Origin of the sequence: Pseudomonas sp. RHF3.3-3 (assembly GCF_048069595.1) — a bacterium.
Lineage (GTDB): Bacteria > Pseudomonadota > Gammaproteobacteria > Pseudomonadales > Pseudomonadaceae > Aquipseudomonas > Aquipseudomonas fuscovaginae_B.
In genome coordinates this window covers 5,534,809-5,558,410 of the sequence record NZ_CP182250.1, presented here as the reverse complement: position 1 = coordinate 5,558,410, position 23,602 = coordinate 5,534,809, and the positions used below count along the sequence as shown (strand labels likewise).

Annotated in this window: 22 protein-coding genes; 11 read left to right on the top strand and 11 right to left on the bottom strand. The window is 64.4% G+C overall.

The features are described from left to right. Window positions 1-82: 82 nt before the first annotated feature. Both htpG and ACMGT0_RS24235 read left to right on the top strand, forming a co-directional pair. Window positions 83-1,987 carry a molecular chaperone HtpG gene (gene htpG / locus ACMGT0_RS24240; protein ID WP_054057209.1) on the top strand — a complete coding sequence of 635 codons (1,905 nt, stop codon included), beginning with the start codon at window positions 83-85 and terminating at the stop codon, window positions 1,985-1,987. A 65-nt stretch (window positions 1,988-2,052) separates the two neighbouring features. After that, complete coding sequence (locus ACMGT0_RS24235) at window positions 2,053-2,781, top strand: dienelactone hydrolase family protein (protein ID WP_273825107.1); 729 nt, start codon at window positions 2,053-2,055, stop codon at window positions 2,779-2,781. Between the two features lie 137 nt (window positions 2,782-2,918). Here ACMGT0_RS24235 and ACMGT0_RS24230 read toward each other — a convergent pair whose 3' ends face one another. The 7 genes from ACMGT0_RS24230 to ACMGT0_RS24200 all read right to left on the bottom strand — a co-directional run bounded on the left by ACMGT0_RS24230 (window position 2,919) and on the right by ACMGT0_RS24200 (window position 11,529). Next, window positions 2,919-3,788 carry a pirin family protein gene (locus ACMGT0_RS24230; protein WP_054063067.1) on the bottom strand — a complete coding sequence of 290 codons (870 nt, stop codon included), beginning with the start codon at window positions 3,786-3,788 and terminating at the stop codon, window positions 2,919-2,921. A gap of 59 nt (window positions 3,789-3,847) precedes the next feature. Continuing rightward, window positions 3,848-4,264, bottom strand: coding sequence for an OsmC family protein (locus tag ACMGT0_RS24225; RefSeq protein ID WP_054057160.1), 417 nt, complete (start codon window positions 4,262-4,264; stop codon window positions 3,848-3,850). A 323-nt stretch (window positions 4,265-4,587) separates the two neighbouring features. Continuing rightward, on the bottom strand, window positions 4,588-5,808 hold the full coding sequence (fabB, locus tag ACMGT0_RS24220; RefSeq protein ID WP_054057159.1) for a beta-ketoacyl-ACP synthase I: 1,221 nt from the start codon (window positions 5,806-5,808) through the stop codon (window positions 4,588-4,590). A gap of 11 nt (window positions 5,809-5,819) precedes the next feature. Further along, window positions 5,820-6,335 (bottom strand): 3-hydroxyacyl-[acyl-carrier-protein] dehydratase FabA, encoded by a 516-nt coding sequence (gene fabA, locus ACMGT0_RS24215; RefSeq protein ID WP_017902714.1) that lies wholly within the window; start codon window positions 6,333-6,335, stop codon window positions 5,820-5,822. Between the two features lie 237 nt (window positions 6,336-6,572). Continuing rightward, on the bottom strand, window positions 6,573-8,468 hold the full coding sequence (locus tag ACMGT0_RS24210) for an ATP-binding protein (RefSeq protein WP_054057158.1): 1,896 nt from the start codon (window positions 8,466-8,468) through the stop codon (window positions 6,573-6,575). Continuing rightward, window positions 8,465-9,385 carry an ABC transporter substrate-binding protein gene (locus tag ACMGT0_RS24205; protein ID WP_273825205.1) on the bottom strand — a complete coding sequence of 307 codons (921 nt, stop codon included), beginning with the start codon at window positions 9,383-9,385 and terminating at the stop codon, window positions 8,465-8,467. Before ACMGT0_RS24205 ends, ACMGT0_RS24210 begins: the two co-directional genes overlap by 4 nt. Before the next feature lie 17 nt (window positions 9,386-9,402). After that, complete coding sequence (locus ACMGT0_RS24200) at window positions 9,403-11,529, bottom strand: TonB-dependent receptor plug domain-containing protein (protein ID WP_192842696.1); 2,127 nt, start codon at window positions 11,527-11,529, stop codon at window positions 9,403-9,405. Between the two features lie 200 nt (window positions 11,530-11,729). Here ACMGT0_RS24200 and ACMGT0_RS24195 point away from each other — a divergent pair, with 200 nt between their 5' ends. Genes ACMGT0_RS24195 through sixA form a run of 3 tightly spaced genes read left to right on the top strand, consistent with a single transcriptional unit; the run spans window position 11,730 to window position 13,559 of the window. Then, the gene (locus ACMGT0_RS24195) at window positions 11,730-12,755 is read left to right on the top strand and encodes an NAD(P)H-dependent glycerol-3-phosphate dehydrogenase (protein ID WP_416770141.1); all 1,026 of its coding nucleotides are present in this window, start codon (window positions 11,730-11,732) and stop codon (window positions 12,753-12,755) included. Between the two features lie 22 nt (window positions 12,756-12,777). After that, window positions 12,778-13,113, top strand: coding sequence for a DUF4389 domain-containing protein (locus tag ACMGT0_RS24190; protein ID WP_416770139.1), 336 nt, complete (start codon window positions 12,778-12,780; stop codon window positions 13,111-13,113). Beyond that, entirely contained in the window at window positions 13,110-13,559 is a 450-nt protein-coding gene (gene sixA / locus ACMGT0_RS24185) for a phosphohistidine phosphatase SixA (RefSeq protein ID WP_054058178.1), read from the top strand. The genes ACMGT0_RS24190 and sixA overlap by 4 nt, the downstream gene beginning before the upstream one ends. A gap of 6 nt (window positions 13,560-13,565) precedes the next feature. Here the strand turns inward: sixA and ACMGT0_RS24180 are convergent, their stop codons facing one another. Then, window positions 13,566-14,234, bottom strand: a complete 669-nt coding sequence (locus tag ACMGT0_RS24180; RefSeq protein WP_416770137.1) for a pentapeptide repeat-containing protein — start codon at window positions 14,232-14,234, stop codon at window positions 13,566-13,568. 357 nt (window positions 14,235-14,591) lie between these two features. Between ACMGT0_RS24180 and ACMGT0_RS24175 the strand changes: the two genes are divergently transcribed. The 6 genes from ACMGT0_RS24175 (at window position 14,592) to ACMGT0_RS24150 (ending at window position 20,560) form a co-directional block, all read left to right on the top strand. Then, a complete protein-coding gene (locus ACMGT0_RS24175) occupies window positions 14,592-16,247 on the top strand; it encodes an AMP-binding protein (RefSeq protein WP_416770135.1) in 1,656 nt (551 codons plus the stop codon). Between the two features lie 25 nt (window positions 16,248-16,272). Next, entirely contained in the window at window positions 16,273-16,716 is a 444-nt protein-coding gene (locus tag ACMGT0_RS24170; protein ID WP_054058181.1) for a hotdog fold thioesterase, read from the top strand. 111 nt (window positions 16,717-16,827) lie between these two features. Continuing rightward, entirely contained in the window at window positions 16,828-17,637 is an 810-nt protein-coding gene (locus ACMGT0_RS24165) for an alpha/beta fold hydrolase (protein ID WP_054058182.1), read from the top strand. Further along, window positions 17,634-18,488 carry an alpha/beta hydrolase gene (locus ACMGT0_RS24160; protein WP_416770132.1) on the top strand — a complete coding sequence of 285 codons (855 nt, stop codon included), beginning with the start codon at window positions 17,634-17,636 and terminating at the stop codon, window positions 18,486-18,488. The genes ACMGT0_RS24165 and ACMGT0_RS24160 overlap by 4 nt, the downstream gene beginning before the upstream one ends. A gap of 129 nt (window positions 18,489-18,617) precedes the next feature. Beyond that, the gene (locus tag ACMGT0_RS24155) at window positions 18,618-19,436 is read left to right on the top strand and encodes a DUF4892 domain-containing protein (RefSeq protein ID WP_054063062.1); all 819 of its coding nucleotides are present in this window, start codon (window positions 18,618-18,620) and stop codon (window positions 19,434-19,436) included. A gap of 71 nt (window positions 19,437-19,507) precedes the next feature. Beyond that, on the top strand, window positions 19,508-20,560 hold the full coding sequence (locus ACMGT0_RS24150; protein WP_054058185.1) for an AI-2E family transporter: 1,053 nt from the start codon (window positions 19,508-19,510) through the stop codon (window positions 20,558-20,560). A 198-nt stretch (window positions 20,561-20,758) separates the two neighbouring features. On the opposite strand, the gene xopAW is transcribed toward ACMGT0_RS24150, so the two are convergent. From xopAW to ACMGT0_RS24135, 3 genes are all read right to left on the bottom strand, one after another. Continuing rightward, window positions 20,759-21,586 (bottom strand): XopAW family type III secretion system calcium-binding effector, encoded by an 828-nt coding sequence (gene xopAW / locus ACMGT0_RS24145; RefSeq protein ID WP_273825122.1) that lies wholly within the window; start codon window positions 21,584-21,586, stop codon window positions 20,759-20,761. 114 nt (window positions 21,587-21,700) lie between these two features. Beyond that, window positions 21,701-22,753: a sensor histidine kinase gene (locus ACMGT0_RS24140; protein ID WP_054058187.1), complete on the bottom strand. Its 1,053-nt coding sequence runs from the start codon at window positions 22,751-22,753 to the stop codon at window positions 21,701-21,703. Beyond that, a complete protein-coding gene (locus tag ACMGT0_RS24135; protein ID WP_054058188.1) occupies window positions 22,753-23,517 on the bottom strand; it encodes a response regulator in 765 nt (254 codons plus the stop codon). Before ACMGT0_RS24135 ends, ACMGT0_RS24140 begins: the two co-directional genes overlap by 1 nt. Between the last annotated feature and the right edge of the window lie 85 nt (window positions 23,518-23,602).

Sequence of the window (23,602 nt, the reverse complement as noted above, 5' to 3'; positions counted from 1 at the left end):
GTGGCAGTCCCCAACTTTGATGACAACCCGCCGCCAACGCCTGCATGGGCGGCCATTGCCATCCAATTGGAGTTTGATGACCATGAGTGTGGAAACTCAAAAGGAAACCCTGGGCTTCCAGACCGAGGTGAAGCAACTGCTGCACCTCATGATCCATTCGTTGTATTCGAACAAGGAGATCTTCCTGCGCGAATTGATCTCCAACGCCTCCGACGCCGTCGACAAATTGCGTTTCGAAGCCCTGTCCAAGCCCGAGTTGCTGGAAGGTGGCGCCGAACTGAAAATCCGTGTGAGCTTCGACAAGGACGCCAAGACCGTCACCCTCGAAGACAACGGTATCGGCATGAGCCGTGACGATGTGATCACCCACCTGGGGACCATCGCCAAATCCGGCACTGCCGATTTCATGAAAAACCTCTCCGGCGACCAGAAGAAGGACTCGCACCTGATCGGTCAGTTCGGCGTGGGCTTCTACTCGGCCTTCATCGTCGCCGAGCAGGTCGAAGTCTTCAGCCGCCGTGCAGGCCTTGCGGCCAGTGAAGGTGTGCACTGGTCGTCGAAGGGCGAGGGCGAGTTCGAAGTCGCCACTATCGACAAGGCCGACCGTGGTACCCGTATCGTCCTGCACCTGAAGTCCGGTGAGGAAGAGTTCGCCGACGGCTGGCGCCTGCGCAACATCATCAAGAAGTACTCCGACCACATCGCCCTGCCGATCGAACTGCCGAAGGAAGTCGCGGCCGCCGAAGGCGAAGAGAAGCCGGCGCAGGAGTGGGAAACCGTCAACCGCGCCAGCGCCCTGTGGACCCGTCCGCGTACCGAGGTCAAGGACGAGGAGTACCAGGAGTTCTACAAGCACATCGCCCATGACTATGAGAACCCGCTGAGCTGGAGCCACAACAAGGTCGAAGGCAAGCTGGAATACAACTCGCTGCTCTACGTGCCGGCCCGTGCGCCGTTCGACCTGTACCAGCGTGAAGCGCCGAAGGGCCTCAAACTCTACGTGCAGCGCGTATTCGTCATGGACCAGGCCGAATCCTTCCTGCCGCTGTACCTGCGTTTCATCAAGGGTGTGGTCGATTCCAATGACCTGTCCCTGAACGTTTCGCGGGAAATCCTGCAGAAAGACCCGATCATCGATTCGATGAAGTCGGCACTGACCAAGCGTGTTCTCGACATGCTGGAAAAACTGGCGAAGAACGAGCCTGAGCAGTACAAGGGCTTCTGGAAGAACTTCGGCCAGGTCATGAAGGAAGGTCCGGCCGAAGACTTCGCCAACAAGGAAAAAATTGCCGGCCTGCTGCGTTTCGCCTCGACTCACGGCGACGATGGCGAGCAGGTGGTGTCGCTGGCCGAGTACCTGGCGCGTGCGAAGGAAGGTCAGGACAAGATCTACTACCTCACCGGCGAAACCTACGCTCAGGTCAAGAACAGCCCGCACCTGGAAGTCTTCCGCAAGAAAGGCATCGAAGTGCTGCTGCTGACCGACCGCATCGACGAGTGGCTGATGAGCTACCTCAACGAATTCGATGGCAAGAGCTTCGTCGACGTCGCCCGTGGCGACCTGGACCTGGGCAACCTGGACTCGGAAGAGGACAAGAAGGCTGCCGAGGAAGTTGCCAAGAGCAAGGAAGGCCTGGTGGAGCGCCTCAAGACCGCCTTGGGCGACGCCGTCAGCGAAGTGCGGGTTTCCCATCGCCTGACCGATTCGCCGGCTATCCTGGCGATCGGCGAGCAGGACCTGGGTCTGCAGATGCGCCAGATCCTCGAGGCCAGCGGGCAGAAGGTGCCGGATTCCAAGCCGATCTTCGAATTCAACCCGAGCCATCCGCTGATCGAGAAGCTCGACGCCGAGCCGGATGAAGACCGTTTTGGCGACCTCTCGCACATCCTGCTCGACCAGGCGGCCCTGGCGGCCGGCGACAGCCTGAAGGACCCGGCGGCCTACGTGCGCCGACTGAACAAGCTGCTGGTTGAGCTGTCGGTCTGATAACGCTGTAGAAAAACCCGCTTCGGCGGGTTTTTCATTTTTGGGATGTCCTTACGGAGTATGTAATGAGCCAAATCACTGTCAGTTCCGTGGTCTATCAGGTCGATGGCCAGTCCTATGAAGGTCGCCTGGCCTTCGATGCCAGCCACAAGGGCGCGCGTGCGGGCCTGCTGATGGCGCCGAACTGGATGGGCGTCAGCGCCGGCGCGGAAAAGATCGCCCAGTCGGTGGCGGCCAAGGGGTATGTGGTGTTGGTCGCCGACCTCTACGGCCAGTCGGTACGTCCGCAGAATGGCGATGAAGCCGGTGCGGCGATGATGCCGCTGAAGAACGATCGGGCCGAGCTGCGCAAGCGCATGCAGGCCGCGTTCGAAGCGCTGCAGGGGCAGGTGCTGGCGCCGGTCGACAGCTCGAAGCTGGCCACCTTCGGTTTCTGCTTCGGCGGCTGCTGCTCGCTGGAACTGGCCCGTACCGGTGCGCCGCTGAAGGCCGCCGTCTCCTTCCACGGTACGCTGGACACGCCCAACCCGGCGGATGCCCACAACATCAAGGGCTCGGTGCTGGTGCTGCATGGTGCGTCCGATCCGCTGGTGCCGCGCGAGCAACTGCCGGCCTTCGAAGAGGAAATGAATGCCGCCGGGGTCGACTGGCAACTGCTCAGCTACGGCGGCGCGGTGCATTCGTTCACCGATCCGCATGCCAATGTGCCGGGCAAGATGATGTATGACGCGAAGACCGCCAGCCGGTCCTTCACCGCTATGCACAATCTGCTTGAGGAAGTATTCGCCGGCTGAGGCCTGCGTCGCGTCTGAGGGCCCTATCGCCCGCCGGACGGTCCCACAGGCCTTTCGGCGCCCGCAAGGCACCTGCCTGGCGCGGCCATGGTGGGAGCCGGCTTGCTGGCGATAGCGGTCTTGAGAGCACCCGTGGCCTAAGCTCGTACGGGAAGCTCGATCCGCCCGATTTCCCCTGGCACTTTCGGCCAGTCGCCGGCCGCCCAGCGCGCACGGGCCTGGTCGATCAGCGCCGGGTCGCTGGCGACGAAGTTCCAATTCATCCTTCTCGGCCCATCCAGCGGTGCGCCACCGATCAGTACCAGATGCACCTCGCCCTCGGCTGCCAGCGTCGGGCTTGTGCCCCTGGGCAGCACTACCAGGCTGAGAGGCTCGAGGCATTCGCCATCGAGCTCCACGTCACCTTCGAGCACATACAGCGCCCGTTCCTCATGCTCATCGGGCACCAGCAGAGTGGTCGCCGACTCCATCTTTACCTCGGCATAGACCGTGGGCGACAAAACCGGTACCGGCGACGTCAGGCAGAAGCCGCTGCCGGCGATCAGTCGGATTTTCACCCCCAGATTCTCGCTGGTCGGCAGGCTGGCGGCCGGATGATGGCTGTAGTGGCCAGCTCCCTGTTCATGCTCCCTGGGCGAAGCCAGCCAGACCTGCAGGCCATGCAGCACAGAGCCACTGGCGGTCAGCTCGGCCGGGGTACGCTCGACATGGGCAATGGCGCTGCCCGCAGTCATCCAGCTCACTTCGCCGGGGCCGACCCGCTGGTCGGAACCCAGGCTGTCCTTGTGCTGCAACTGGCCTTCGAACAGATAGGTCAGGGTCGACAGACCGATATGCGGGTGCTGCCGGATGTCCATGCCGCTGCCCGGTGGGTAGCGGGTCTCCAGCATGTGATCGAAAAACACGAAGGGGCCGACGCTGCGGCACTGGGCCGAGGGCAGGGGGCGCAGGATCGGTTGACCTTCGACATCCTCGGCACGGGGACGAATCACCAACGGTGTACTCATGGGGGTTCCAGGCTGGGCGGGTAATGCGCAAAGCATAACCCGCTTTTGCGGTGTTGCCCCTACTGGCTGAAGGCCCCTTCGGCCAGCAGGGTCTCGATGCTGACGTCGGTGCTGGTCATCAGTTTGTGAATCGGGCAGCGGTCGGCGACCTTGTGCAACTCCTCGCGCTGGGCGTCGCTCAACACGCCCTTGAGGGTCAGCTTGACCTGCAGGCCATACTTGCCTTTCTGCTCCTGGCTGCTGTCACGCTTGACCTCGACGGTGACGCCGGTCAGCGGGATGCCTTTCTTCTGTGCATACAGCTTGAGCGTCAGTGCCTTGCAGGTACCCAGTGCCGTGTCGAAGTAGTCGTGGGGTTCCGGTGCGGAGCCTTCGCCGCCCACGCTTTTGGGCACATCGGTGAACAACTGGTGATCATCGATCTGCACACTATGGCGAAAACCTTCGCTGGATTCGGTGTTGATGGTGATGGTCATGATGAACCTCCTGGAGACAGTGGTGGGAAAACCCTTCGAACCTTAATAGAGCACGGCGTTGTGACGGTGTTCAGCTTATTTCGTGGCCGGAACCATCCTGGCACAGGCATCGGGCTTCTCAGGGGGGTTGATATCACTGTTTCGTCCAAGGCAAAACTGCTGATTGCCACCAGGGTTGAACGTCAGGCGGGCTGCATGGCGTGATCAGGGGCTGAAGACATGGACCACAGGGGTTGTGCCGGGCATCCGTGAGGAGGCTGCAACTGGCAAAAAAAACGCCCCGAACCAGTCGGGGCGTTTTTCAGATCGCGATCAGGCCGGGCTTACTTGCCCTGCCAGCGCTTCAGGACCAGGGTGGCGTTGGTGCCGCCGAAGCCGAAGCTGTTGCTCATCACGTTGTTCAGCTTGACGTCTTCGCGAGTCTTGGTCAGTACCGGCAGGTCGGCGACTTCCGGATCCAGCTCTTCGATGTTGGCGGAACCGGCAATGAAGTTGCCTTCCATCATCAGCAGGCAGTAGATCGCCTCGTGTACGCCGGCAGCGCCCAGGGAGTGGCCGGACAGGCTCTTGGTCGAGCTGATCAGCGGTGCCTTGTCGCCGAAGACTTCACGCACGCCCTTCATTTCCGCGACGTCGCCGACCGGAGTCGAGGTGCCGTGGGTGTTCAGGTAGTCGATCGGGCCGTCAACGGTGGACATCGCCATCTGCATGCAGCGCACAGCGCCTTCGCCGCTTGGTGCAACCATGTCGTAGCCGTCGGAGGTCGCGCCGTAGCCGACGATTTCGGCGTAGATCTTCGCGCCGCGGGCCAGAGCGTGTTCCAGTTCCTCGACCACCACCATGCCGCCACCGCCGGCGATGACGAAACCGTCACGCTTGGCATCGTAGGCACGGGAAGCTTTCTCCGGCGTGTCGTTGTACTGGGTGGACAGGGCGCCCATGGCGTCGAACAGGAACGACTGGCTCCAGTGCTCTTCTTCACCGCCACCGGCGAAGACGATGTCCTGCTTGCCCATCTGGATCTGCTCCATGGCGGTACCGATGCAGTGGGCACTGGTGGCGCAGGCGGAGGAGATCGAGTAGTTCAGGCCCTTGATCTTGAAGGGCGTGGCCAGGCACGCGGAAACGGTGCTGCCCATGGTGCGGGTCACGCGGTACGGACCGACACGCTTGACGCCTTTTTCACGCAGGGTATCCAGCGCTTCCATCTGGTTCAGGGTCGACGCGCCGCCGGAACCGGCGATCAGGCCGGTACGCGGGTTGGAGACCTGCTCTTCGCTCAGGCCGGAGTCGGCGATCGCGTCCTTCATGGCCAGGTAGGCGTAGGCCGCCGCATGGCCGACGAAGCGATAGATCTTGCGGTCGATCAGTTCTTCGAGGTTGAGGTCGATGGAGCCGGAAACCTGGCTACGCAGACCCATTTCGGCATATTCCGGGTTGTAGCGGATGCCAGGGCGGCTTGCACGCAGGTTAGCGGAGACGGTCTCTTTGTCATTGCCCAGGCAAGAAACGATGCCCAGACCAGTGATAACGACGCGGCGCATGCGGATAACCCTTAGAAATTGTCAGTGGAGGTGAACACGCCGACCCGTAGGCCTTCGGCAGTGTAGATTTCGCGTCCGTCGACACTGACCGAACCGTCGGCGATGGCCATGTTCAGCTTGCCTTTGAGGACGCGCTTGATATGAATGTTGTAGGTGATCTTCTTGGCGGTCGGCAGTACCTGGCCGAAGAATTTCACTTCGCCCGAACCCAGGGCGCGGCCACGGCCTGGCAGGCCCTGCCAGCCGAGGAAGAAACCGACCAGTTGCCACATGGCGTCGAGGCCCAGGCAGCCCGGCATCACCGGATCGCCTTCGAAGTGGCAGGCGAAGAACCACAGGTCCGGAGTGATATCCAGCTCGGCGACCAATTCACCCTTGCCGTACTTGCCACCCTCTTCGCCGATATGGGTGATGCGATCCACCATCAGCATGTTCGGGGCGGGCAGTTGCGCGTTACCTGGGCCGAACAGCTCACCGCGACTGCAGCGCAGCAGTTCTTCCCGGGTAAAGGCGTTTTGTTTGGTCATGCGAGCTCCTCAATAGTTCCATGCGGCAGGGTGGGGTGTAGCTTCCCGGCCGATCGAAGCCCTCATGCCTCGAATCGACAGCCTACTCATAGACTATTGCGTTGTAGTGAAAGTCACAGCACAGGGGACATGAATGTACACTTGTGCACTGAAATTTTAAATCAAGCCGCTCTCACGGCTCGTTCGGGTGCCTAAGACTGCCGCACTTTCGGCTTTCACGCCAGTCGCACGTCGTATTCAGGGCACCCAGCGCTGCAGAATCTGCTGCAGATCGGTGCGTTTGAAGGGCTTGGCCAGATAATCGTTCATCCCCGCCTGCAGGCACTGTTCGCGGTCGCCCTGCAGGGCATTCGCGGTCAGGGCGATGATCGGCAATCGGGCGGCGTCGTGGAGTTGGCGGATCTGCCGGGTGGCCTCGTAGCCGTCGACGAGCGGTAGCCGGCAGTCCATCAGAATGGCGGCGAAACTGCCGTTCCTGACCTTCTCGACCGCCTCGACACCGTCATGGGCCAGGCTGACCTCGAAGCCCAGGCTGCGCAGCATGGCTTCGATCACGGTCTGGTTCACCGGGTTGTCCTCGACCAGCATCACCTTGCGTCCTTCGCCGTGCCCGGCCAGCAACTGTGGCAGGTTTTCCGGTTCGGCCACGCGGTGCAGGGCCAGCGGGATTTCCAGGGTGAACACCGAGCCCTGGCCCTCTTCGCTGCGCGCGTGCAGGGTGCCACCCATGCGTTCGGCCAGGGTCCGGGCGATCGGCAGGCCCAGGCCGGTGCCGCCATAGCGCCGGGAAATCGAACTGTCGGCCTGCTGGAAGGCGTCGAACATCAGTTCCAGGCGTTCGGCGGAAATGCCGATGCCGCTGTCGCGTACCGTGCAACTGAACCAGATCACCTCGTCATCCAGGCTCTGCCAGGCCGGTTCGATGCTGACGCTGCCGTGCTCGGTGAATTTCAGCGCATTGCCCACCAGGTTGACCAGGATCTGCCGGATCCGTGTCGGGTCGCCCTTGACCTGCAGCCGCTCCAGGCCCGGCGGGAACTGCAGGTTCAACTGCAGGCCGCGTTGCACGGCGCTGTGCTGGAAGGCCTGGACGCAACTGCTGATCAGTTCGCCGAGGCCGAACGGGATGTGTTCCAGCTCCAGTGCCGAACGCTCGATCCGCGAGAAGTCGAGAATGTCGTTGATGACCTTGAGCAGGTGCTCGGTGGATTCCGAAGCCAGCGCCGCATATTCGGCCTGTTCCTCGCTCATGTCCGTGGTTTCGAGCAGTTGCAGCATGCCCAGCACGCCGTTCATCGGTGTGCGCAGTTCATGGCTCATCATCGCCAGGAAGTCGGACTTGGCGTTGTTCGCCCGTTCCGCTTCCTCGCGGGTCTGGATCAACTGGGCAATGGCCTGGTGCTGTTCGCGGCTGGCCTGTTCGAGGCCGCTGGCGAGGTTGTTGATATGGCGTGCCAGATCACCCAGTTCGGTGTCATCCGGCACTGGCAGCGGGGTCTTGTAGTCGCCCTGCTGGATGGCCTTGACCGCATGGCCCATGGCGCTGATCGGTTGCGACAGATTGGCCGCCAGGCGGCGGGCCAGCAGGAAGGTGAAGAGCAGGGCGAACAGCGCGAGGATCCCCGCCTTGAGCAGGATTTCCTGCTGGCGCTGGTTGAAGGCGCCGTTGGACATGCCGACGATCACGCGGCCGAGATAGTCCTCGCCGGTCACGGTCGGATTGGCGTAGGTACCCTGCAGGAAATCGCTGTCGAGCTTGATCCGCTGCAGGCGCACCGGTGCCTGGAAAATCTCGACCTGCTGGGAGCGGCTATGGCTTTCGGCCGGTTGCTCGACATACACCAGGATGTTGTTGCTGCGGTCCTGCACTTCGAGGAAACGCACGTGCGGGGTGGTCAGGCTGGCCTTCATCAGGGTTTCGAGGACGTCATTGTTACCGGATATGACGCCGTACTCGGTCGCCGGGGCCAGCTGGTTGGCGATCAGCTGACCTGTGTGGTTGAGTTCCTGGCGCAGGTCCTGAATCCGTACGAAGGTAAAGAAACTGATCAGCAGCAGGGTCAGCAACAGCGCCGGGCCGAGGCTGATCATCTGGGTACGGGCGTTGATGCCCCAGTGCCGGCGAAGATTCATGGGTGGGGTTCTCCTTCGGCCAGCCGGGTGGCGACGGACGCTTCGTCGATCACCTCGAGGCTCAGCGAGCGGGCAACCTGTGGATTGCTCAGTACCTTGAACCGTGGTGGATAGAGTGCACGCGGCCAACTGGAGGGCGGCTTGTCGAGCAGGCTGTCGAGGATCGCCAGCCAGTCGTTCTGGTCGCTGTAGCTGCTGGCCAGGCTGCCGGCCCTGACGAAGCCGGCGTTCGGCCCGATCAGCGCCAGTTGCCGAGCATAGCTGCTGAGCAGCAGGTTTTTCGCGGTCTTGGGGTTGTACAGTGTCGGATCGTCGATCCCCAGCAGCACATCGCTGTTGCGCAACAGGTTCTGCAGCGGGCGGCTGTCGGCGGTGTTGTCCCAGCGCTCGGCGACGATCTCCAGGTCCAGCGGCCGGGCAGCCTGGCGCAGTTCGCCGAGCAGGAACTCGCTGTCCGCGTCGTACAGCACGCCGACCCGGCGCGCCTGTGGCAGCACGGCGCGGATCAGGTGCAACTGCCGCCAGGGCGGCGGGTCGCTCCAGAGCAGGCTGAGCTGGCTCGGCTGTTGCTCGCCCAGGCGCTGGCGCGCTTGCAGGCGGCTGATGCGCAGCACCAGGGTCGGTGGGCCCTGGTGGTCGGCCAGGCGCCAGTCGAGGCTGGGCGGGTCGAGCAGGATCAGCCGCGTGCCGGCTGGCAGCTTGCTCGGGGGCGGCAGTTGGCCGAAAGGCACGAAGCGCACCTGGTCCTCGGGGCGCTGCTGCGCCAGGGCGCTGGCGAACCCCTGTACGCCGGGGCTGTCCTCGACGCCGGTGAGCAGCACATCGGCAGCCCGCGCCTGGGGCAGTGGGTGGCAAACCAGTAGGGCCAGCAGGCACGCGGCCAGCTTTGGCAGCCAACTCGTGCAGCCCCGTGTCATCCTTGACTCGCTCATGCTCAGAATTCCAGCTCGGCGCTGAAGTAGAGAACCTGGCGCTGGTCATAGTTGTTGTCGGGCCAGGTGAGGGGCTGGTTGTCCAGACGCTGCTGCATCACCCCGGCCAGTTCCAGGCTGGCCCTGTGCAAGGGAATGCGCTTGGCGACACGCAGGTCGACCCGCTCGAAACGATACCGGTTGATCGCATCGTCGCCATAGTAGAACAGCGAGCTTGACCAGCCCTTGCCCCAGTCGCGCATCCAGCCGGCCGAGCCGCTGTTGCGTGCGGTGAACTGGGCATCGGCAGGGTTGCTGGCCTGCACATCGACATAGGCGTAGGTCAGGCGCAGCCGGTCGGCGCTGCCCAGGCGCCAGTCGAGTTGGGTTTCGCTGCCGGTGAAGCGTGCGTTGTTGGCATTGCTGGCGATGAACTGGTTGTTGCGCAGGGGCGTACTGACCATCGAGGTGATTTCGTCGTAGAACAGCTTCACGTCGAGGTTCAGCCCGATATCCGCGAAGAAACCGTTGTAGCCCAGCTCCCGCGAGCGCATCAGCTCCTTGTCGAGGTTGCCCGGGCCGCGGGTCCTGACGAAATACTGGCCGCTGTTCTGGCCGTAGGTCGGTGAGTCCAGGTTGGTCACCCGGTAGCTCCAGTTGACGTTGTTCTCGAACATGTCCGGCGAGCGGATGGCTTCCGAATACACCGCGCGCAGGCCATGGCGCGGGTTGATCAGGTAGTTGACGGCAAAGCGCGGGGTCAGCGAGTCGCCAGTCAGTTGTGTGTATTCGTACATGGCGCCGCCCTGGAGCAGCCAGTGTTCGCTGGCCCGCCACTCGAGCTGGCCGAACAGGCGCCAGGTGTTGTCGTCGAGGGTGCCGTTGAAATAGGTTTCGGAATCTGCCCGGTCATAACGATAGTTCATGCCGCTGACCAGGCGCAGGCTGTCCGACAGGCTCAGGGTGTCCTGCAATTCGAGGTCGTAGCGGGTCTCGCGGGTGCTCTGGTCGATATCGCCGCAGACCGACTGATTGGCGCCCTGGTTGAACCACTGGTCCAGTACCTGGTTGGCCAGGGCCTGTTCACTGGCGCTGCCGGGCGGTGGGCTGCCGACCGAGTAGCTGGTCATGTGGCGCGCCAGGTTTTCCGCGTAGTTGGGGTTGAGCTGCCACAACTGGGTCAATTGCGGGCTGAACGACACCTTGGCATCACAGGCGCGCCAGATCTGCTGGCGGTCCCAGTGCTGGGCCGAACCCTGTACGTACAGGCTGTGCTGCGGGCTGAGGTCGAGGTTCCAGCGCAGGGAACCGGCGTAGTCCTTGGCCACCACGTCGGAGTTGTTGCCGGCCTCCTGGATATCGGGAAACACCGCCTTGTAGGTGTAGGGCCGCTGGTTGGTGCCTTCCTTCGCATTCAACTGCCAGTCGATGCTCTGGCTGTCGTTGAGCATTTGGCTGACCGACAGGTTGAAGCGGTTCAGGCGTCGGCTGTCGCGGTAGTCGGCACCGATGCGATCGCTGTCGAAACCGTCGTCCTGCTGGCCGGACATCGACAGGCGCAGGTCACCGGTGTCCCAGCCCACGCCCTGGCTGGCATACCAGTCATTGATGCCGCGCCCGCCACGGGTGACCTTGAGCCGCGAACCGTGGGTACTGCCGGGCGACTTGGTCAGGATGTTGACCACCGCCATCAGCGCATTGGCGCCATAGCTGACGGTGTTCGGCCCCCTGAAGACCTCGATGCGCTCGATATCCTCCATGGCCACCGGAATGTCGCTCCAGTCCACGGTCGCCAGGCCTGCGCGATACACCGAGCGGCCGTCGATCAGGACCTGCATGCGCCGGGCATTGCTGGCATCGGTGCCGTGGTAGTTGATCGCCGCCTGGTTGCCGTTGGTGTAGCCGACCATCATGCCCGGCACCAGGCGCAGCAGTTCGGCGATATCGCGGGCACCGCTGGCCTTGATCAGTTCGTTGTCGATCACCGTCATGCTGCCGGGGACCGACGCAGGGGATTGTTTCAGCCGCGTGGCGGTCAAAACCTCGGGCAGCGGCTGGTTTTCCAGGAACAGATCGTCGGCCAGCACGGGAGTGCTGAACAGCAGCGCCAGAAGGACGGAGGAACGGTGAAAGGGTGGGCCTGAAGACACGGATCAACCTTGATCGCAGGTAATAGCCGCCCATGTTAACCGAGCTGGACGGGTTTGCCATGGCACAGAGCCTGCATTCCGTCTGCGAAAGCGGAAAAATCCTCGCGTCAGAGCGTCGCGTGCCGAATGCGTTTGGGACTGGCTGCCGCCCGGTGGCTCCGTATAATGCGGCCATCGCCATTGGTAAAAACGGATTGCATATGACTGAACAGCACCCTATCGCGGTCCTGGGGGGAGGGAGCTTCGGAACCGCCGTGGCCAATCTGCTGGCCGAGAACGGTCACCGGGTGCGCCAATGGATGCGCGACCCGGAACAGGCCGAGGCCATTCGTGTCAATCGCGAGAATCCGCGCTACCTCAAGGGCATCAGGATCCACCCGGCGGTCGAACCGGTGACCGACCTGGCCGCGACGCTCGACGGTTGCGAGCTGTTCTTCGTCGCGTTGCCATCCAGTGCCCTGCGCAGCGTGCTGGCCGAGCATGCCGAGCGTCTGCGCGACAAGCTGCTGGTCAGCCTGACCAAGGGCATCGAGCCGCAGACCTTCAAGCTGATGAGCGAAATTCTTGCGGATATTGCCCCGCAGGCGCGGATCGGTGTGTTGTCCGGGCCGAACCTGGCCCGTGAAGTGGCCGAGCATGCCCTGACCGCCACCGTGGTCGCCAGCGAGGACGAAGCACTCTGCAGCCGGGTCCAGGCGGCCCTGCACGGCAGCACCTTCCGTGTCTACGCCAGTGCCGACCGCTTTGGTGTCGAGCTGGGCGGTGCGCTGAAGAACGTCTACGCGATCATCGCCGGCATGGCGGTGGCGCTGGGCATGGGCGAGAACACCAAGAGCATGCTGATCACCCGGGCCCTGGCGGAGATGACCCGGTTCGCCGTGAGTCAGGGGGCCAACCCGATGACCTTCCTCGGCCTGGCCGGCGTCGGCGACCTGATCGTGACCTGTTCCTCGCCCAAAAGTCGCAACTACCAGGTCGGTTTCGCCCTCGGCCAGGGCCTGAGCCTGGAGGAGGCGGTCAACCGCCTGGGCGAGGTGGCCGAAGGGGTCAACACCCTCAAGGTGCTCAAGGCCAAGGCCCAGGAACTGAACGTCTACATGCCGCTGGTGGCCGGCCTGCATGCCATCCTGTTCGAGGGCCGCACGCTTGAGCAGGTGATCGCCCTGCTGATGCGCGGCGAGCCGAAGACCGACGTCGATTTCATTTCCACCAGCGGTTTCAACTGAGTCCACGCAACAGGAGCAAGACATGAACGAAGCCAAATATGAATCCATCGTGCTGCGGATGCTGTGGATGCTGGTGTTCCTGCTGGTCTGGCAGGTCGCGCAGTTCCTCCTCGGCGCGGTGGTGCTGATCCAGCTGGCCTATCGGCTGTTCTACGGCGCGCCGAGTGGCAACCTGATGAACTTCGGCGACAGCCTCAGCCAGTTCCTCGCCCAGATCGGCCGTTTCGGCACCTTTCACAGCGACCAGAAACCCTGGCCGTTCGCCGATTGGCCGGCCCCACGCGCGCCGGAAGGCGAGGCCCCGCACAGCGTGCCGCCCGCAGCGCATCCGGTGCGTGACGAGGAACCCAGGCTGTGAAGCTCTGGGTGCTGCGCCATGGGCAGGCCGAGCCCCAGGTGAGCAGTGACGCCGAGCGCAACCTGACTGTCCACGGGCGCCAGGAGGTGTTGCGCAGTGCCGCGCACCTGATCGGCCAGCCGCTGGCGGCGATCTACGCCAGCCCCTATGTGCGCGCCCAGCAGACCGCGCAACTGGTGCGCGACGTGCTGGGTTTCGAGCCGCCGATCATCACCGTGCCCTGGCTGACCCCCGACACTCATCCGGCCCGCGTGCTGGAGCAGCTCGATACGGCGGACAACCTGTTGCTGGTCAGTCACCAGCCCCTGGTCGGCAGCCTGATCAGCCTGCTCGAGGCCGGCCACCTGCGCAGCCCGCAACCGATGAATACCGCCAGCCTGGCGGAACTGGAAGGGGACTGGCCGCTGGCCGGGGCCATGACGCTCAACGGCGTTCGTCACGTCTGAACGCCTTCACGGGGTCAGCACGGCCCCGTTCAGCTCGCTGCGGGTCTGTCTCAGGGTCACCGCGTTGACCTTCGCGCCCTTGAAGCTGCACTGCTCGAAATAGCCCGAGAGCATGGCGTGGCGCAGGTCGCAATGTTCGAAGTTGTTGCCCTTGAACCCGCTCGACAGCATGGCGCCCTTGAGGTTGGCCGCCATGAAGTTCGCCTCGTGGTACTGGCCGAAGAAGCGCACGCCGGCCAGGTCGCCGCCACTCAGGTCGGCACCGGTCATGTTGACGTTGGTCACCTGCAGGGTGCGCAATACCTGGCAGATCGCATGCTTGTTCCATTCCTTGAACGGCTGGCGAATGTCGATATCGTCGAGCAGCCGTCCCGTGGCGCTGCCGTCGAGGTTGGCCGCGATGTTCAGGGCGCAGTTCTTCAGGGCCTTGGTCAGCGGCGGAGACAGCGTGGTCGACACCCGCAGGTCGAACAGCTTCTTCTGCACGTGCAGCGACACCCGGCCGCCACCCTCCAGCGGGACACCGTCCCAACTGCTCAGGATGTTGGGAAAGCGCAGGCTGCTGACCACCATCAGCTCGAGCAAGCCGCCAAGGGGGTAGGCTCGCAGGGTCGGGCTGGCGCCGAGAAAGGCCCGCGCCGAGTCCAGCGAATCCTTGAGCCCCAACAGGGTCATGTCCCTTTCGATCCTTGACGGCTCCGACGCCGGGGATGGTCCGGGCCAGGGCTGCCTGTAGCGCTCCGTCCCGGTCGCGGGCGGGGGCTGGCCTGCTGGCGTGCGGCGGCCGCGCAAGGGAATGAAGCTTCGCAAGAGATTGCCTATCGTCGACATGAACGCCTCGTAAAGGGCTGGGAAACCGGGAATTCGACCCGAGCCCGAGCCACCCGGCTATCAGATTCCACCCCCGTTTCGCATCGTCCGGCCCCTGGCATGAAGGGCTGGGGTTGCAGCGGCGACTCGCCCGTGAAATAGTCTGCCAAGCAAGTGCTTGGTTGGTTTTCTCCGGAATAAAAACAAAAGGGAGGGAGTCTCATGTCTGCCGCTTTTCGTTTGCCGCTGGAAGTCTTCTACGAGCGCGAAGCTCGCCATCCCCGGCAGCCATACCTGGTCCAGCCGGTCGGCGGTGGCGAGGTCCAGACGCTGAGCTGGTCCGAGGTCGGCCACCAGGCCCGCTGTGCGGCCCACTGGCTGCGGTCCCGGGAACTGCCAGCCGGCAGTCATGTGGCGATCATTTCGAAGAACTGTGCCCACTGGATCATTGCCGACCTGGCGATCTGGATGGCCGGGCATGTCTCGGTACCGCTGTATCCCAACCTGACCGCGGACTCCGTCGCCCAGGTGCTCGAACACGCCGAGGTCGCGCTGGCGTTCATCGGCAAACTCGACGACTGGCCAGGCATGTCGGCCGGGGTCAGGCCCGGCCTGCCGACCATCAGCCTGCCGCTGTGTCCGCCGGGGGCGTTCGACTTCCGCTGGAGCGACCTGCAGGCCTGCCCGCCGATCCAGGACGATCCGCGACCCGCCGCGCAGCGACTGGCGACGGTGATCTACACCTCCGGTACCACCGGTCAGCCCAAGGGCGTGATGCACAGCTTCGCGACGCTGTCATTTGCTGCCAACAACGCCGTCGGCCTGTTCGGCCTGGGGGAGGGCGACCGGGTGCTGTCCTACCTGCCACTGTGCCATGTGGCCGAGCGGATGTTCGTCGAGCTGGCGTCGATCTTCACCGGGCAGACGATATTTTTCGCCGAAAGCCTGGAAACCTTCCTGGTCGACCTGCGACGTGCGCGGCCTACGGCGATGTTTGGCGTGCCGCGGATCTGGAGCAAGTTCCAGATGGGCGTCTACGAAAAGGTCGCCCCGGCGCGCCTGGATTTCCTGTTGCGCCTGCCGCTGCTCGGGCGGCGGATCGGGCACAAGGTGCTGGCCGGGCTGGGGCTCGATGCCCTGCGCATTGCGCTGTCCGGTGCGGCACCGGTACCCCGTGAGCTGTTGCACTGGTATCGGCGCCTGGGGCTTGAGGTGCTCGAAGTCTATGGCATGACCGAGAACAGCGGTTACTCGCATATCTGCCGGGTGGGCCGGCATCTGCCGGGATGGATCGGCGAGGCGTGCCCGGGCGTCGAGGTGCGTATCGACGAGCAGGGCGAGGTGCTGGTACGCAGCGGGGCGACCATGCTCGGCTACTACAAGGAACCGCAGAAAACCGCCGAGGCCCTCACCGCCGACGGTTTTCTGCGTACTGGCGACAAGGGCGAGCAGGATGCCGGTGGCAACCTGCGCCTGACCGGACGGCTCAAGGAGATCTTCAAGACCAGCAAGGGCAAATATGTCGCGCCGGCGCCGATCGAGAGCCGCCTGGCGGCCAATGCCTGGCTCGAGCAGGTCTGCGTGGTCGGCGATGGCCTGCCGGCGCCGCTGGGGCTCTGCGTGCTCTCGGCCAGCGCCGCCCAGGCGTCGCGGGCGAACCTGCAGGCGGGGCTCGCGGCCCTGCTGGAGGAGGTCAACCAGACCCTCGACAAGCATCAGCGCTTGCGCGCGCTGGTGGTGGTGAAAGATAGTTGGGCGGTTGAAAACGGTTTTCTCACGCCCACGCTGAAGATCCGGCGGCCGGTGATCGAGCAACGCTACGGCCCGCGTTTCCAGGTCTGGAGCGAGCACGGGCAACCGGTACTGTGGCAGGAATGACAAACAAGAACAGAGGGATTGCAAGATGGCCTTGTGGCGCACCGTTCCAGATATCGACCAACTCAACGCCTCGGCGAAGAACACCATCAGCGAAGTGCTGGACATTCGCTTCGAGTCCTTCGACGACCAGTCGCTGACCGCCAGCATGGTGGTCGACCACCGCACTCACCAGCCATTCGGCCTGCTGCATGGCGGTGCCTCGGTGGTGTTGGCCGAGACCGTCGGTTCGATGGCCAGCTACCTGTGCGTCGATACCAGCCAGTACTACTGCGTGGGCCTGGAAATCAACGCCAACCACCTGCGTGGCGTGCGCAGCGGGCGCGTGACGGCGGTGGCGAAAGCGATCCACATCGGCCGCAGTACCCACGTCTGGGACATTCGCCTGAGCAGCGACGACGGCAAGACCAACTGCGTCTCGCGCCTGACCATGGCCGTGGTGCCTTTGGGCCAGACCCCGCCGAGCCGCTGAGCGGCGCCATAGGCTTGACCGGACTGTCATCATTCCTGGCAGTTACGGTCATTGCTGGCGGCGGGCGTCCTGTCGACAATGAACGCCTGTTTTTCATGAAATGGTTCCGGTATGTCGCAGCACGTGTTCTTCGCCCACGCCAACGGTTTTCCCTCGGGCACCTACGGCAAGCTGTTCGCCGCCCTGGCGCCGGAGTATGAGGTTGCCCATCTGCAACAGCATGCCCACGACCCGCGTTTCCCGGTGGACGACAACTGGCGCAACCTGGTCGACGAACTGATCCACCACCTCGAACGGCAGCCCGGCCCGGTCTGGGGCGTCGGTCACTCCCTCGGTGGCGTGCTGCACCTGCATGCGGCGCTGCGGCGGCCGCAACTGTACAAGGGGCTGGTGATGCTCGACTCGCCGGTGCTGACCCGCACCGACCAGTGGGTGATCCGCGCGGCCAAGCGTTTCGGCTTCATCGACCGGCTGACCCCGGCCGGGCGCACCCTGGGCCGGCGCGAGGAGTTCAGCGACCTGGAAACGGCTCGCCAGTACTTCGCCGGCAAGACCCTGTTTCGCGGGTTCGACCCGGACTGTTTCGACGCCTACCTGCAACATGGCCTGCGTGCCGAGAACGGTCGCCTGCGGTTGAGCTTCGATCCGGACACCGAAATCCGCATCTATCGCGGCGTGCCCCACACCAGCCCGGGCCTGGCCCGGCATCTGCAGGTGCCGTTGGCGGTGGTCCGCGGCCGTTCGAGTCGCGTGGTGATGCGCCATCACACCCGCACCGTGGGGCGCCTGCCCCAGGGCGAATCCCTGAGCATGCCGGGAGGCCACATGTTTCCGCTGGAACGCCCGCAAGACACCGCGCAACTGCTCAAGGACATCTTCGCCCGCTGGCAGCGGCGTGCCGGCGAAGGTCGGCAGCCATGAGCACGGCGGTCGAGGAAGTGCGCCTGAGCCTGCCGCATATCGAGTTGGCGGCCCATCTGTTCGGCCCTGAAGACGGGCTGCCGGTGATCGCCCTGCACGGCTGGCTGGACAACGCCAACAGCTTCGCCCGCCTGGCGCCGAAGCTGAAGGGGCTGCGCATCGTCGCTCTCGACATGGCCGGTCACGGGCACTCCGGGCATCGCCCGATCGGTGCCGGTTATGCGCTCTGGGACTATGTGCATGACGTGTTGCAGGTGGCCGAGCAACTGGGTTGGCAGCGTTTCGCCCTGCTCGGGCATTCCCTCGGCGCGATTGTCTCGGTGGTGCTGGCCGGCGCCTTGCCGGAGCGGGTTTCGCACCTGGCGCTGATCGACGGTGTGATCCCGCCGACCGCCAATGGCGAAAGCGCGGCCGAGCGCCTGGGCATGGCCCTGCAGGCGCAGTTGCGGCTGCAGGACAAGCGCAAGTCGGTGCACCCGAGCCTGGACCAGGCCGTCGAGGCACGGATGAAGGGGCTGGTGGCGGTCAGTCGCGAGGCTGCCGAGCTGCTGGCCCAGCGTGGCCTGATGCCGGTTCCGGGAGGCTACACCTGGCGCAGCGACAACCGTCTGACCCTGCCCTCGCCCCTGCGCCTGACCGAGGAGCAGGCCATGGCCTTCGTGCGCCGGGTGGTGTGCCCGGCGCAACTGGTGGTGGCCGCGGACGGCATGCTGGCCCAGCACCGCAGCCTGCTGGAGCAGCTACCCTTCAAGCAACAGGTGCTGCCCGGCGGTCATCACCTGCACCTGAACGACGAGGCCGGGGCGGCCCTTGTTGCAGACTGTTTCAATCGCTTCTTCGCCATGCCTTGACTTGCGCCCGGCAACTGTCGAGGCTTGGCGGGTTGAAAGGGAGACAACCATGCCAGACCTCGCTAACGCCGCGACTTCGTGTCGTCCCGTCCCGGCATCCGTGCCCCATGTTCAGGCGCTGCCGATCCGATGAAGTTATCCACAACCCTGGCCGGGGCGCTCGGCCTGGCCTGTTTCAGTGGCGTGCTGCTGGCCGCCGACGTACCCGGCAGTCATGACCTGCCGCTGGTGCCGCGCCTGGCCGACGCGCAGATCGTCGACTACCGGGCCCCGACGGAGCTGGAGCGCATTTATCCACAGGGCTCGATCCGCAAGATCAGCAACCGGTTGCGCAGCGAGGGCCAGGTCAATGCCCGCGGGCAGATGACCTCGGTGACCTACGAGCTGCCGCCGGAACACTCGGCCAACGAGGCCTTTACCGCGGCGCGCGAGGCCTTGCAGAAGGAGGGCGCGCAGTTGCTGTTCTGGTGCCAGGCCCGCGATTGCGGCGAGAACAGCCTGTGGGCCAACGAGGTCTTCGGCAATCCGCTGCTGTCCGGGGCCGATGATCAGCAAGCCTATCTGCTGTTGCGCCTGGCGGCGCCCCAGGATGATTCGCTGATGGTCCTGTACAGCATCACCCGCGGCAATCGGCGGGCCTACCTGCATGTCGAGCAGTTTGCCGCGAACGCGCCGCTGGGCGAGTTGCTGCCGACCTCGGCGACCCTGGCGCGCGAGTTGCGCGACACCGGCAAGCTCGACCTGCCGAAGTTGCCCGCTGAGCCGCAGGCCATCTGGATCACCCTGATATCACGGGGCCTTAACCTCGACACCACCTCCCGCATCAGCCTCTCGGGCAGCTCCGCCGAAGCCTGGCGCCAGGCGCTGGTGGCCGCTGGCGTCAGGGCGTCGCGGCTGGAACTGGGCGACAGCAGGACCGCCGGCCTGCACCTGGAGCTGTTGCGATAGTCGCGGCAGGGGCGAACGCACGCTTGTGGGTTCGCCTAAGCTTTCCTTTCTGACCTCTTTGTGGAATCCCCATGCTCAATAATGATCGGCTGTTGGTGCAGATACTGCTCCTGGTGCTGTTTGGGGCCAGCCTGTGGGTGATGGCGCCGTTCTGGTCGGCGCTGTTCTGGGGCGCGGTGCTGGCCTTTGCCAGTTGGCCGCTGATGCTGTTGCTGACGCGCCTGCTGGGTGGGCGTGAGTCATTGGCCGCCGGCCTGCTGACCCTCGGTTGGACGGTGCTGGTGGCCGCGCCGCTGGTGTGGCTGGGGCTCAACCTGGCGGACCATGTGCGTGATGCGGTGAGCTTCGTCAAGGACGTGCAGGTCGATGGTCTGCCCGAGGCGCCGGCCTGGCTGGCGGGAGTGCCGATCGTCGGCGAGCGCCTGGTGGGCTTCTGGAACACCGTCGACCAGCAAGGAGCGGCCCTGATGGTGGCGGTCAAGCCCTACCTGGGGCAGGTCGGCAACTGGCTGCTGGCGCGCAGCGCGCAGATCGGTGGCGGGATTCTCGAACTGACCCTGAGCATCCTCTTCGTGTTCTTTTTCTATCGGGATGGCCCGCGGCTGGCGGCGTTCGTGCTCAGCCTGCTGGAACGGCTGATCGGCGAGCGGGCCGGCTACTACCAGGAACTGGTGGCCGGCACCGTGCAGCGGGTGGTCAACGGGGTGATCGGCACGGCGGCCGCCCAGGCCGTGCTGGCGCTGATCGGTTTCCTGATCGCCGGAGTGCCCGGCGCGCTGGTGCTGGGGCTGGCCACCTTCCTGCTCAGCCTGATTCCCATGGGGCCGCCACTGATATGGATTCCGGCCACGGGCTGGCTGGTATGGAAGGGCGAGTACGGCATGGCGGTGTTCCTGGGCATCTGGGGCACGTTCATCGTCAGTGGCGTGGACAACGTGCTCAAGCCGTACCTGATCAGCCGTGGCGGCAACCTGCCGTTGGTGGTGGTGTTGCTGGGCGTCTTCGGCGGGTTGATCAGCTTCGGTTTCATCGGCCTGTTCATCGGACCGACCCTGCTGGCGGTGGCCTACAGCCTGTTGCTGGACTGGAGTGCGAGCCAGGGGCGGCGCGAAGAGAAGACCTGACATTCATGGCTGGGGGCTTCCGGGGTTGCCCGAGCCTCACGGGCCTATTCGCGGGCAAGCCTCGCTCCTGCAGAGCTTGTGTCGCACACCTGTTCTGTGCACGACTGAAACTCTGTAGGAGCGAGGCTTGCCCGCGAAGGCGGCGGTGAGATAGGCGCGGCACTTTCAGGCACCCCCGCATCTCCCATTACCGCAGGATCAGGCCGCTGCCGCAGTGCTGCTGGTCGCCGTCACGGTATTACGGTTCTGATACTGGGTGTTGAGGTTGACCAGCAACCGGCTGAGGGCCTCGGTGATATTGTCCTGGGCCGTCTGGGTGGTGGTGCGGGTGCCGCTGGCGTCGGCCAGGGCCTGGAGCAGCATGGCGCTGGCCGTGTTGCTGGTACTGGCCGTTGTGACGGCGCTGCTGGCGGTGTTGGTCGCACAGCTGTCGGTGGTGCCCTGCAGCGCGCTGGCCAGTTCAGCCTGGCTGATGCTGCCATCGCCATCGGTGTCCAACTGGCTGAACAGCTGGCTGCTCGACAGTTGCGCCGGCGGCGGAGGCGGGGCGAAGGCTGCGGCCAGTTCGTCGACGCTGAGGCTGCCGCTCGAATCCTTGTCCAGGGAGGAGAGCAGCGAAGAACTGTCGGCGTTGATGCCGGTATTGGTCAGGCCGGTATTCAGTTCGTCGTTGCTGACGGTACCGTCGCCATTGGTGTCGAGGGCTTTGAGCAGGGCATCGGCCAGCCTGGTGTCAGGTGCGCGATCGCCATGTTCCGGGCGCTTGAGTGCGGCCAGTTCGTCAACGCTGATACCGCCGCTGCCGTCGCTGTCGAGTGAGGTGAAATTCTGGCTCAGGTCAGTGAGCAGCTTGTTGTCGCCATCCTTCGACAGGGCGCTGTTCAGTTCGTCCTGGCTGATGGAACCGTCGCCGTTGGTATCGAGCTTGGCGAGCAGTTGCTTCTGGAATTGTTGCTGGCGTTGCGTGGCCGTCGTCGTGCTGTTGTAGCCGACGTAGCTCAGTAGACTGCTGACGCTACCGATCATGGTGCTCACTCCCTAAGTGTTGGCAAGGCCGGTGGCGGTGCACCGGCTCATGCAGGCTCCCAAGGACAGGTATCGAGGGTATGTGGGCTTTGTACCGGTGGGTACACAGAGCGATCAGGCGCGGGGCAGGGTGACCACGGCGGTCAGGCCGCCACCGGCGGTTTCCTCGAGGATCAAGTCACCGCCCAGGCGTTGCGCGGCTTCCCGGGCGATGGTCATGCCCAGGCCGACGCCACCGGAGTTGCGGTTGCGCGAACCTTCCAGACGATAGAACGGTTCGAACACCGCTTCGCGCTTGTCGGCGGCGATGCCGGGGCCGTGATCGATGACCCGGATGATCAACTGCCGCCGGCTGTCCTCCAGGGTGATCAGGGCGTCGCCGGCGTAGCGCAGGGCATTGTCCATCAGGTTGTTCAGGCAGGAGCGCAAGGCCATCGGCTGCACCAGCAGTGGCGCGCAATGACCGCTGGCTCGGACCTGGGCGCCCTGGTCCTGGGCGTTCTCGCACAGGGACTCGACCAGGGCCTGCACGTCCATCCACTGCATGGCTTCGCTGGTGCGTTGTTCGTGCAGGTAGCTGAGGGTGGCGTCGAGCATGCCGATCATGTCGTTCAGGTCCTGGCGCATCTGCGCCTGCAGCTTCACGTCATCGATCTGCTCCAGGCGCAGCTTGAGGCGTGACAGTGGCGTGCGCAGGTCGTGGGACACCGCACCGAGCATGCGGCCACGCTGCTGCACCTGCTCACGGATACGCTGTTGCATCAGGTTGAAGGTGGCGGCGGCCTGCCGGGCTTCCTGCGGGCCGGTTTCATCCAGTGGCGGGCTGTTGAGGTCTTCGCTCAGGCGCTCGGCCGCCTCGCTCAGACGCTGGATCGGCCGTGAAAGCAGCTTGGCACCGTACCAGGCGGCAATCACCAGGGCCACGAGTTGAAAAGTCAAAGGCACCAGCGGGCCGCCAAACCACGGGCGCGGCGGGTGACGAAAATGCGATGGCGGCGGCCCGAGGCGCGGATCGAAGTTCTGCGCCATGTCCATTGGGGGCGGCGGCGGTGGCGGGCCGCCACCGTAATGATGGAACCAGAGAAAGGCCAGCAGGTGGGCCAGGACGATGGCCAGCAGCAACACGCCGAACAGGCGGCCGAACAGCGTGTTGAAGCGGGGGCGCATCAACCGATGTCTCGCGCGTCGAACAGGTAGCCTTCACCGCGTACGGTCTTGATCAGTTGGGGCGATTTCGGATCGTCGCCGAGCTTCTGCCGCAGCCGCGAGACCAGCAGGTCGATACTGCGGTCGAAGGCTTCGATCGAGCGACCCCGGGCGGCGTCGAGCAACTGCTCGCGACTCAGCACCCGCCGCGGACGTTCGATGAACACCCACAGCAGGCGGAACTCGGCATTGGACAGCGGCACCACCAGGCCATCGTCGGCGATCAGCTGGCGCAGCACGCTGTTCAGGCGCCAGTTGTCGAAACGGATATTGGCCCGCTGTTCGGTACGGTCGTCGCGCACGCGGCGCAGGATGGTCTGGATGCGCGCCACCAGTTCCCGCGGCTCGAACGGCTTGGCCATGTAGTCGTCGGCGCCCAGTTCCAGGCCGATGATGCGGTCGGTGGGTTCGCAGCGGGCGGTCAGCATCAGGATCGGGATGTCCGATTCGGAGCGTAGCCAGCGGCACAGCGACAGGCCGTCCTCGCCAGGCAGCATCAGGTCCAGGACCACCACATCGAAGGTTTCCAGTTGCATGGCCTGGCGCATCGCCGCGCCGTCGGTCACGCCGACCGCCTGGATACTGAAGCGGGCGAGATAGTCGATCAGCAGTTCACGGATCGGAATATCGTCGTCGACGATCAGCGCGCGGACATTCCAGCGCTTGTCATCGCCCGGCGATAGCGGTTTGTTGACATCGGCCAGAGAGGCGGGAGTGTTCTGCATGCGTGTGATTATCTGCCGGTAAAGCCGCGAAACGCCAAGCGCTGCGCGAGGTTGTTGCACGTCGGGAGTGCCCGGCCCGCAGGCG

Coding starts and splice junctions, on each gene's coding strand:
- ACMGT0_RS24170 (WP_054058181.1), top strand. CDS start 16,273: ATGGCCTTGTGGCGCACCGTTCCAGATATCGACCAACTCAACGCCTCG.
- ACMGT0_RS24175 (WP_416770135.1), top strand. CDS start 14,592: ATGTCTGCCGCTTTTCGTTTGCCGCTGGAAGTCTTCTACGAGCGCGAA.
- ACMGT0_RS24205 (WP_273825205.1), bottom strand. CDS start 9,385: ATGACACGGGGCTGCACGAGTTGGCTGCCAAAGCTGGCCGCGTGCCTG.
- ACMGT0_RS24135 (WP_054058188.1), bottom strand. CDS start 23,517: ATGCAGAACACTCCCGCCTCTCTGGCCGATGTCAACAAACCGCTATCG.
- ACMGT0_RS24210 (WP_054057158.1), bottom strand. CDS start 8,468: ATGAATCTTCGCCGGCACTGGGGCATCAACGCCCGTACCCAGATGATC.
- fabB (WP_054057159.1), bottom strand. CDS start 5,808: ATGCGCCGCGTCGTTATCACTGGTCTGGGCATCGTTTCTTGCCTGGGC.
- ACMGT0_RS24180 (WP_416770137.1), bottom strand. CDS start 14,234: ATGACCCTGTTGGGGCTCAAGGATTCGCTGGACTCGGCGCGGGCCTTT.
- xopAW (WP_273825122.1), bottom strand. CDS start 21,586: ATGATCGGTAGCGTCAGCAGTCTACTGAGCTACGTCGGCTACAACAGC.
- ACMGT0_RS24190 (WP_416770139.1), top strand. CDS start 12,778: ATGAACGAAGCCAAATATGAATCCATCGTGCTGCGGATGCTGTGGATG.
- ACMGT0_RS24225 (WP_054057160.1), bottom strand. CDS start 4,264: ATGACCATCACCATCAACACCGAATCCAGCGAAGGTTTTCGCCATAGT.
- ACMGT0_RS24195 (WP_416770141.1), top strand. CDS start 11,730: ATGACTGAACAGCACCCTATCGCGGTCCTGGGGGGAGGGAGCTTCGGA.
- htpG (WP_054057209.1), top strand. CDS start 83: ATGAGTGTGGAAACTCAAAAGGAAACCCTGGGCTTCCAGACCGAGGTG.
- ACMGT0_RS24235 (WP_273825107.1), top strand. CDS start 2,053: ATGAGCCAAATCACTGTCAGTTCCGTGGTCTATCAGGTCGATGGCCAG.
- ACMGT0_RS24155 (WP_054063062.1), top strand. CDS start 18,618: ATGAAGTTATCCACAACCCTGGCCGGGGCGCTCGGCCTGGCCTGTTTC.
- ACMGT0_RS24140 (WP_054058187.1), bottom strand. CDS start 22,753: ATGCGCCCCCGCTTCAACACGCTGTTCGGCCGCCTGTTCGGCGTGTTG.
- ACMGT0_RS24230 (WP_054063067.1), bottom strand. CDS start 3,788: ATGAGTACACCGTTGGTGATTCGTCCCCGTGCCGAGGATGTCGAAGGT.
- fabA (WP_017902714.1), bottom strand. CDS start 6,335: ATGACCAAACAAAACGCCTTTACCCGGGAAGAACTGCTGCGCTGCAGT.
- ACMGT0_RS24150 (WP_054058185.1), top strand. CDS start 19,508: ATGCTCAATAATGATCGGCTGTTGGTGCAGATACTGCTCCTGGTGCTG.
- ACMGT0_RS24160 (WP_416770132.1), top strand. CDS start 17,634: ATGAGCACGGCGGTCGAGGAAGTGCGCCTGAGCCTGCCGCATATCGAG.
- ACMGT0_RS24165 (WP_054058182.1), top strand. CDS start 16,828: ATGTCGCAGCACGTGTTCTTCGCCCACGCCAACGGTTTTCCCTCGGGC.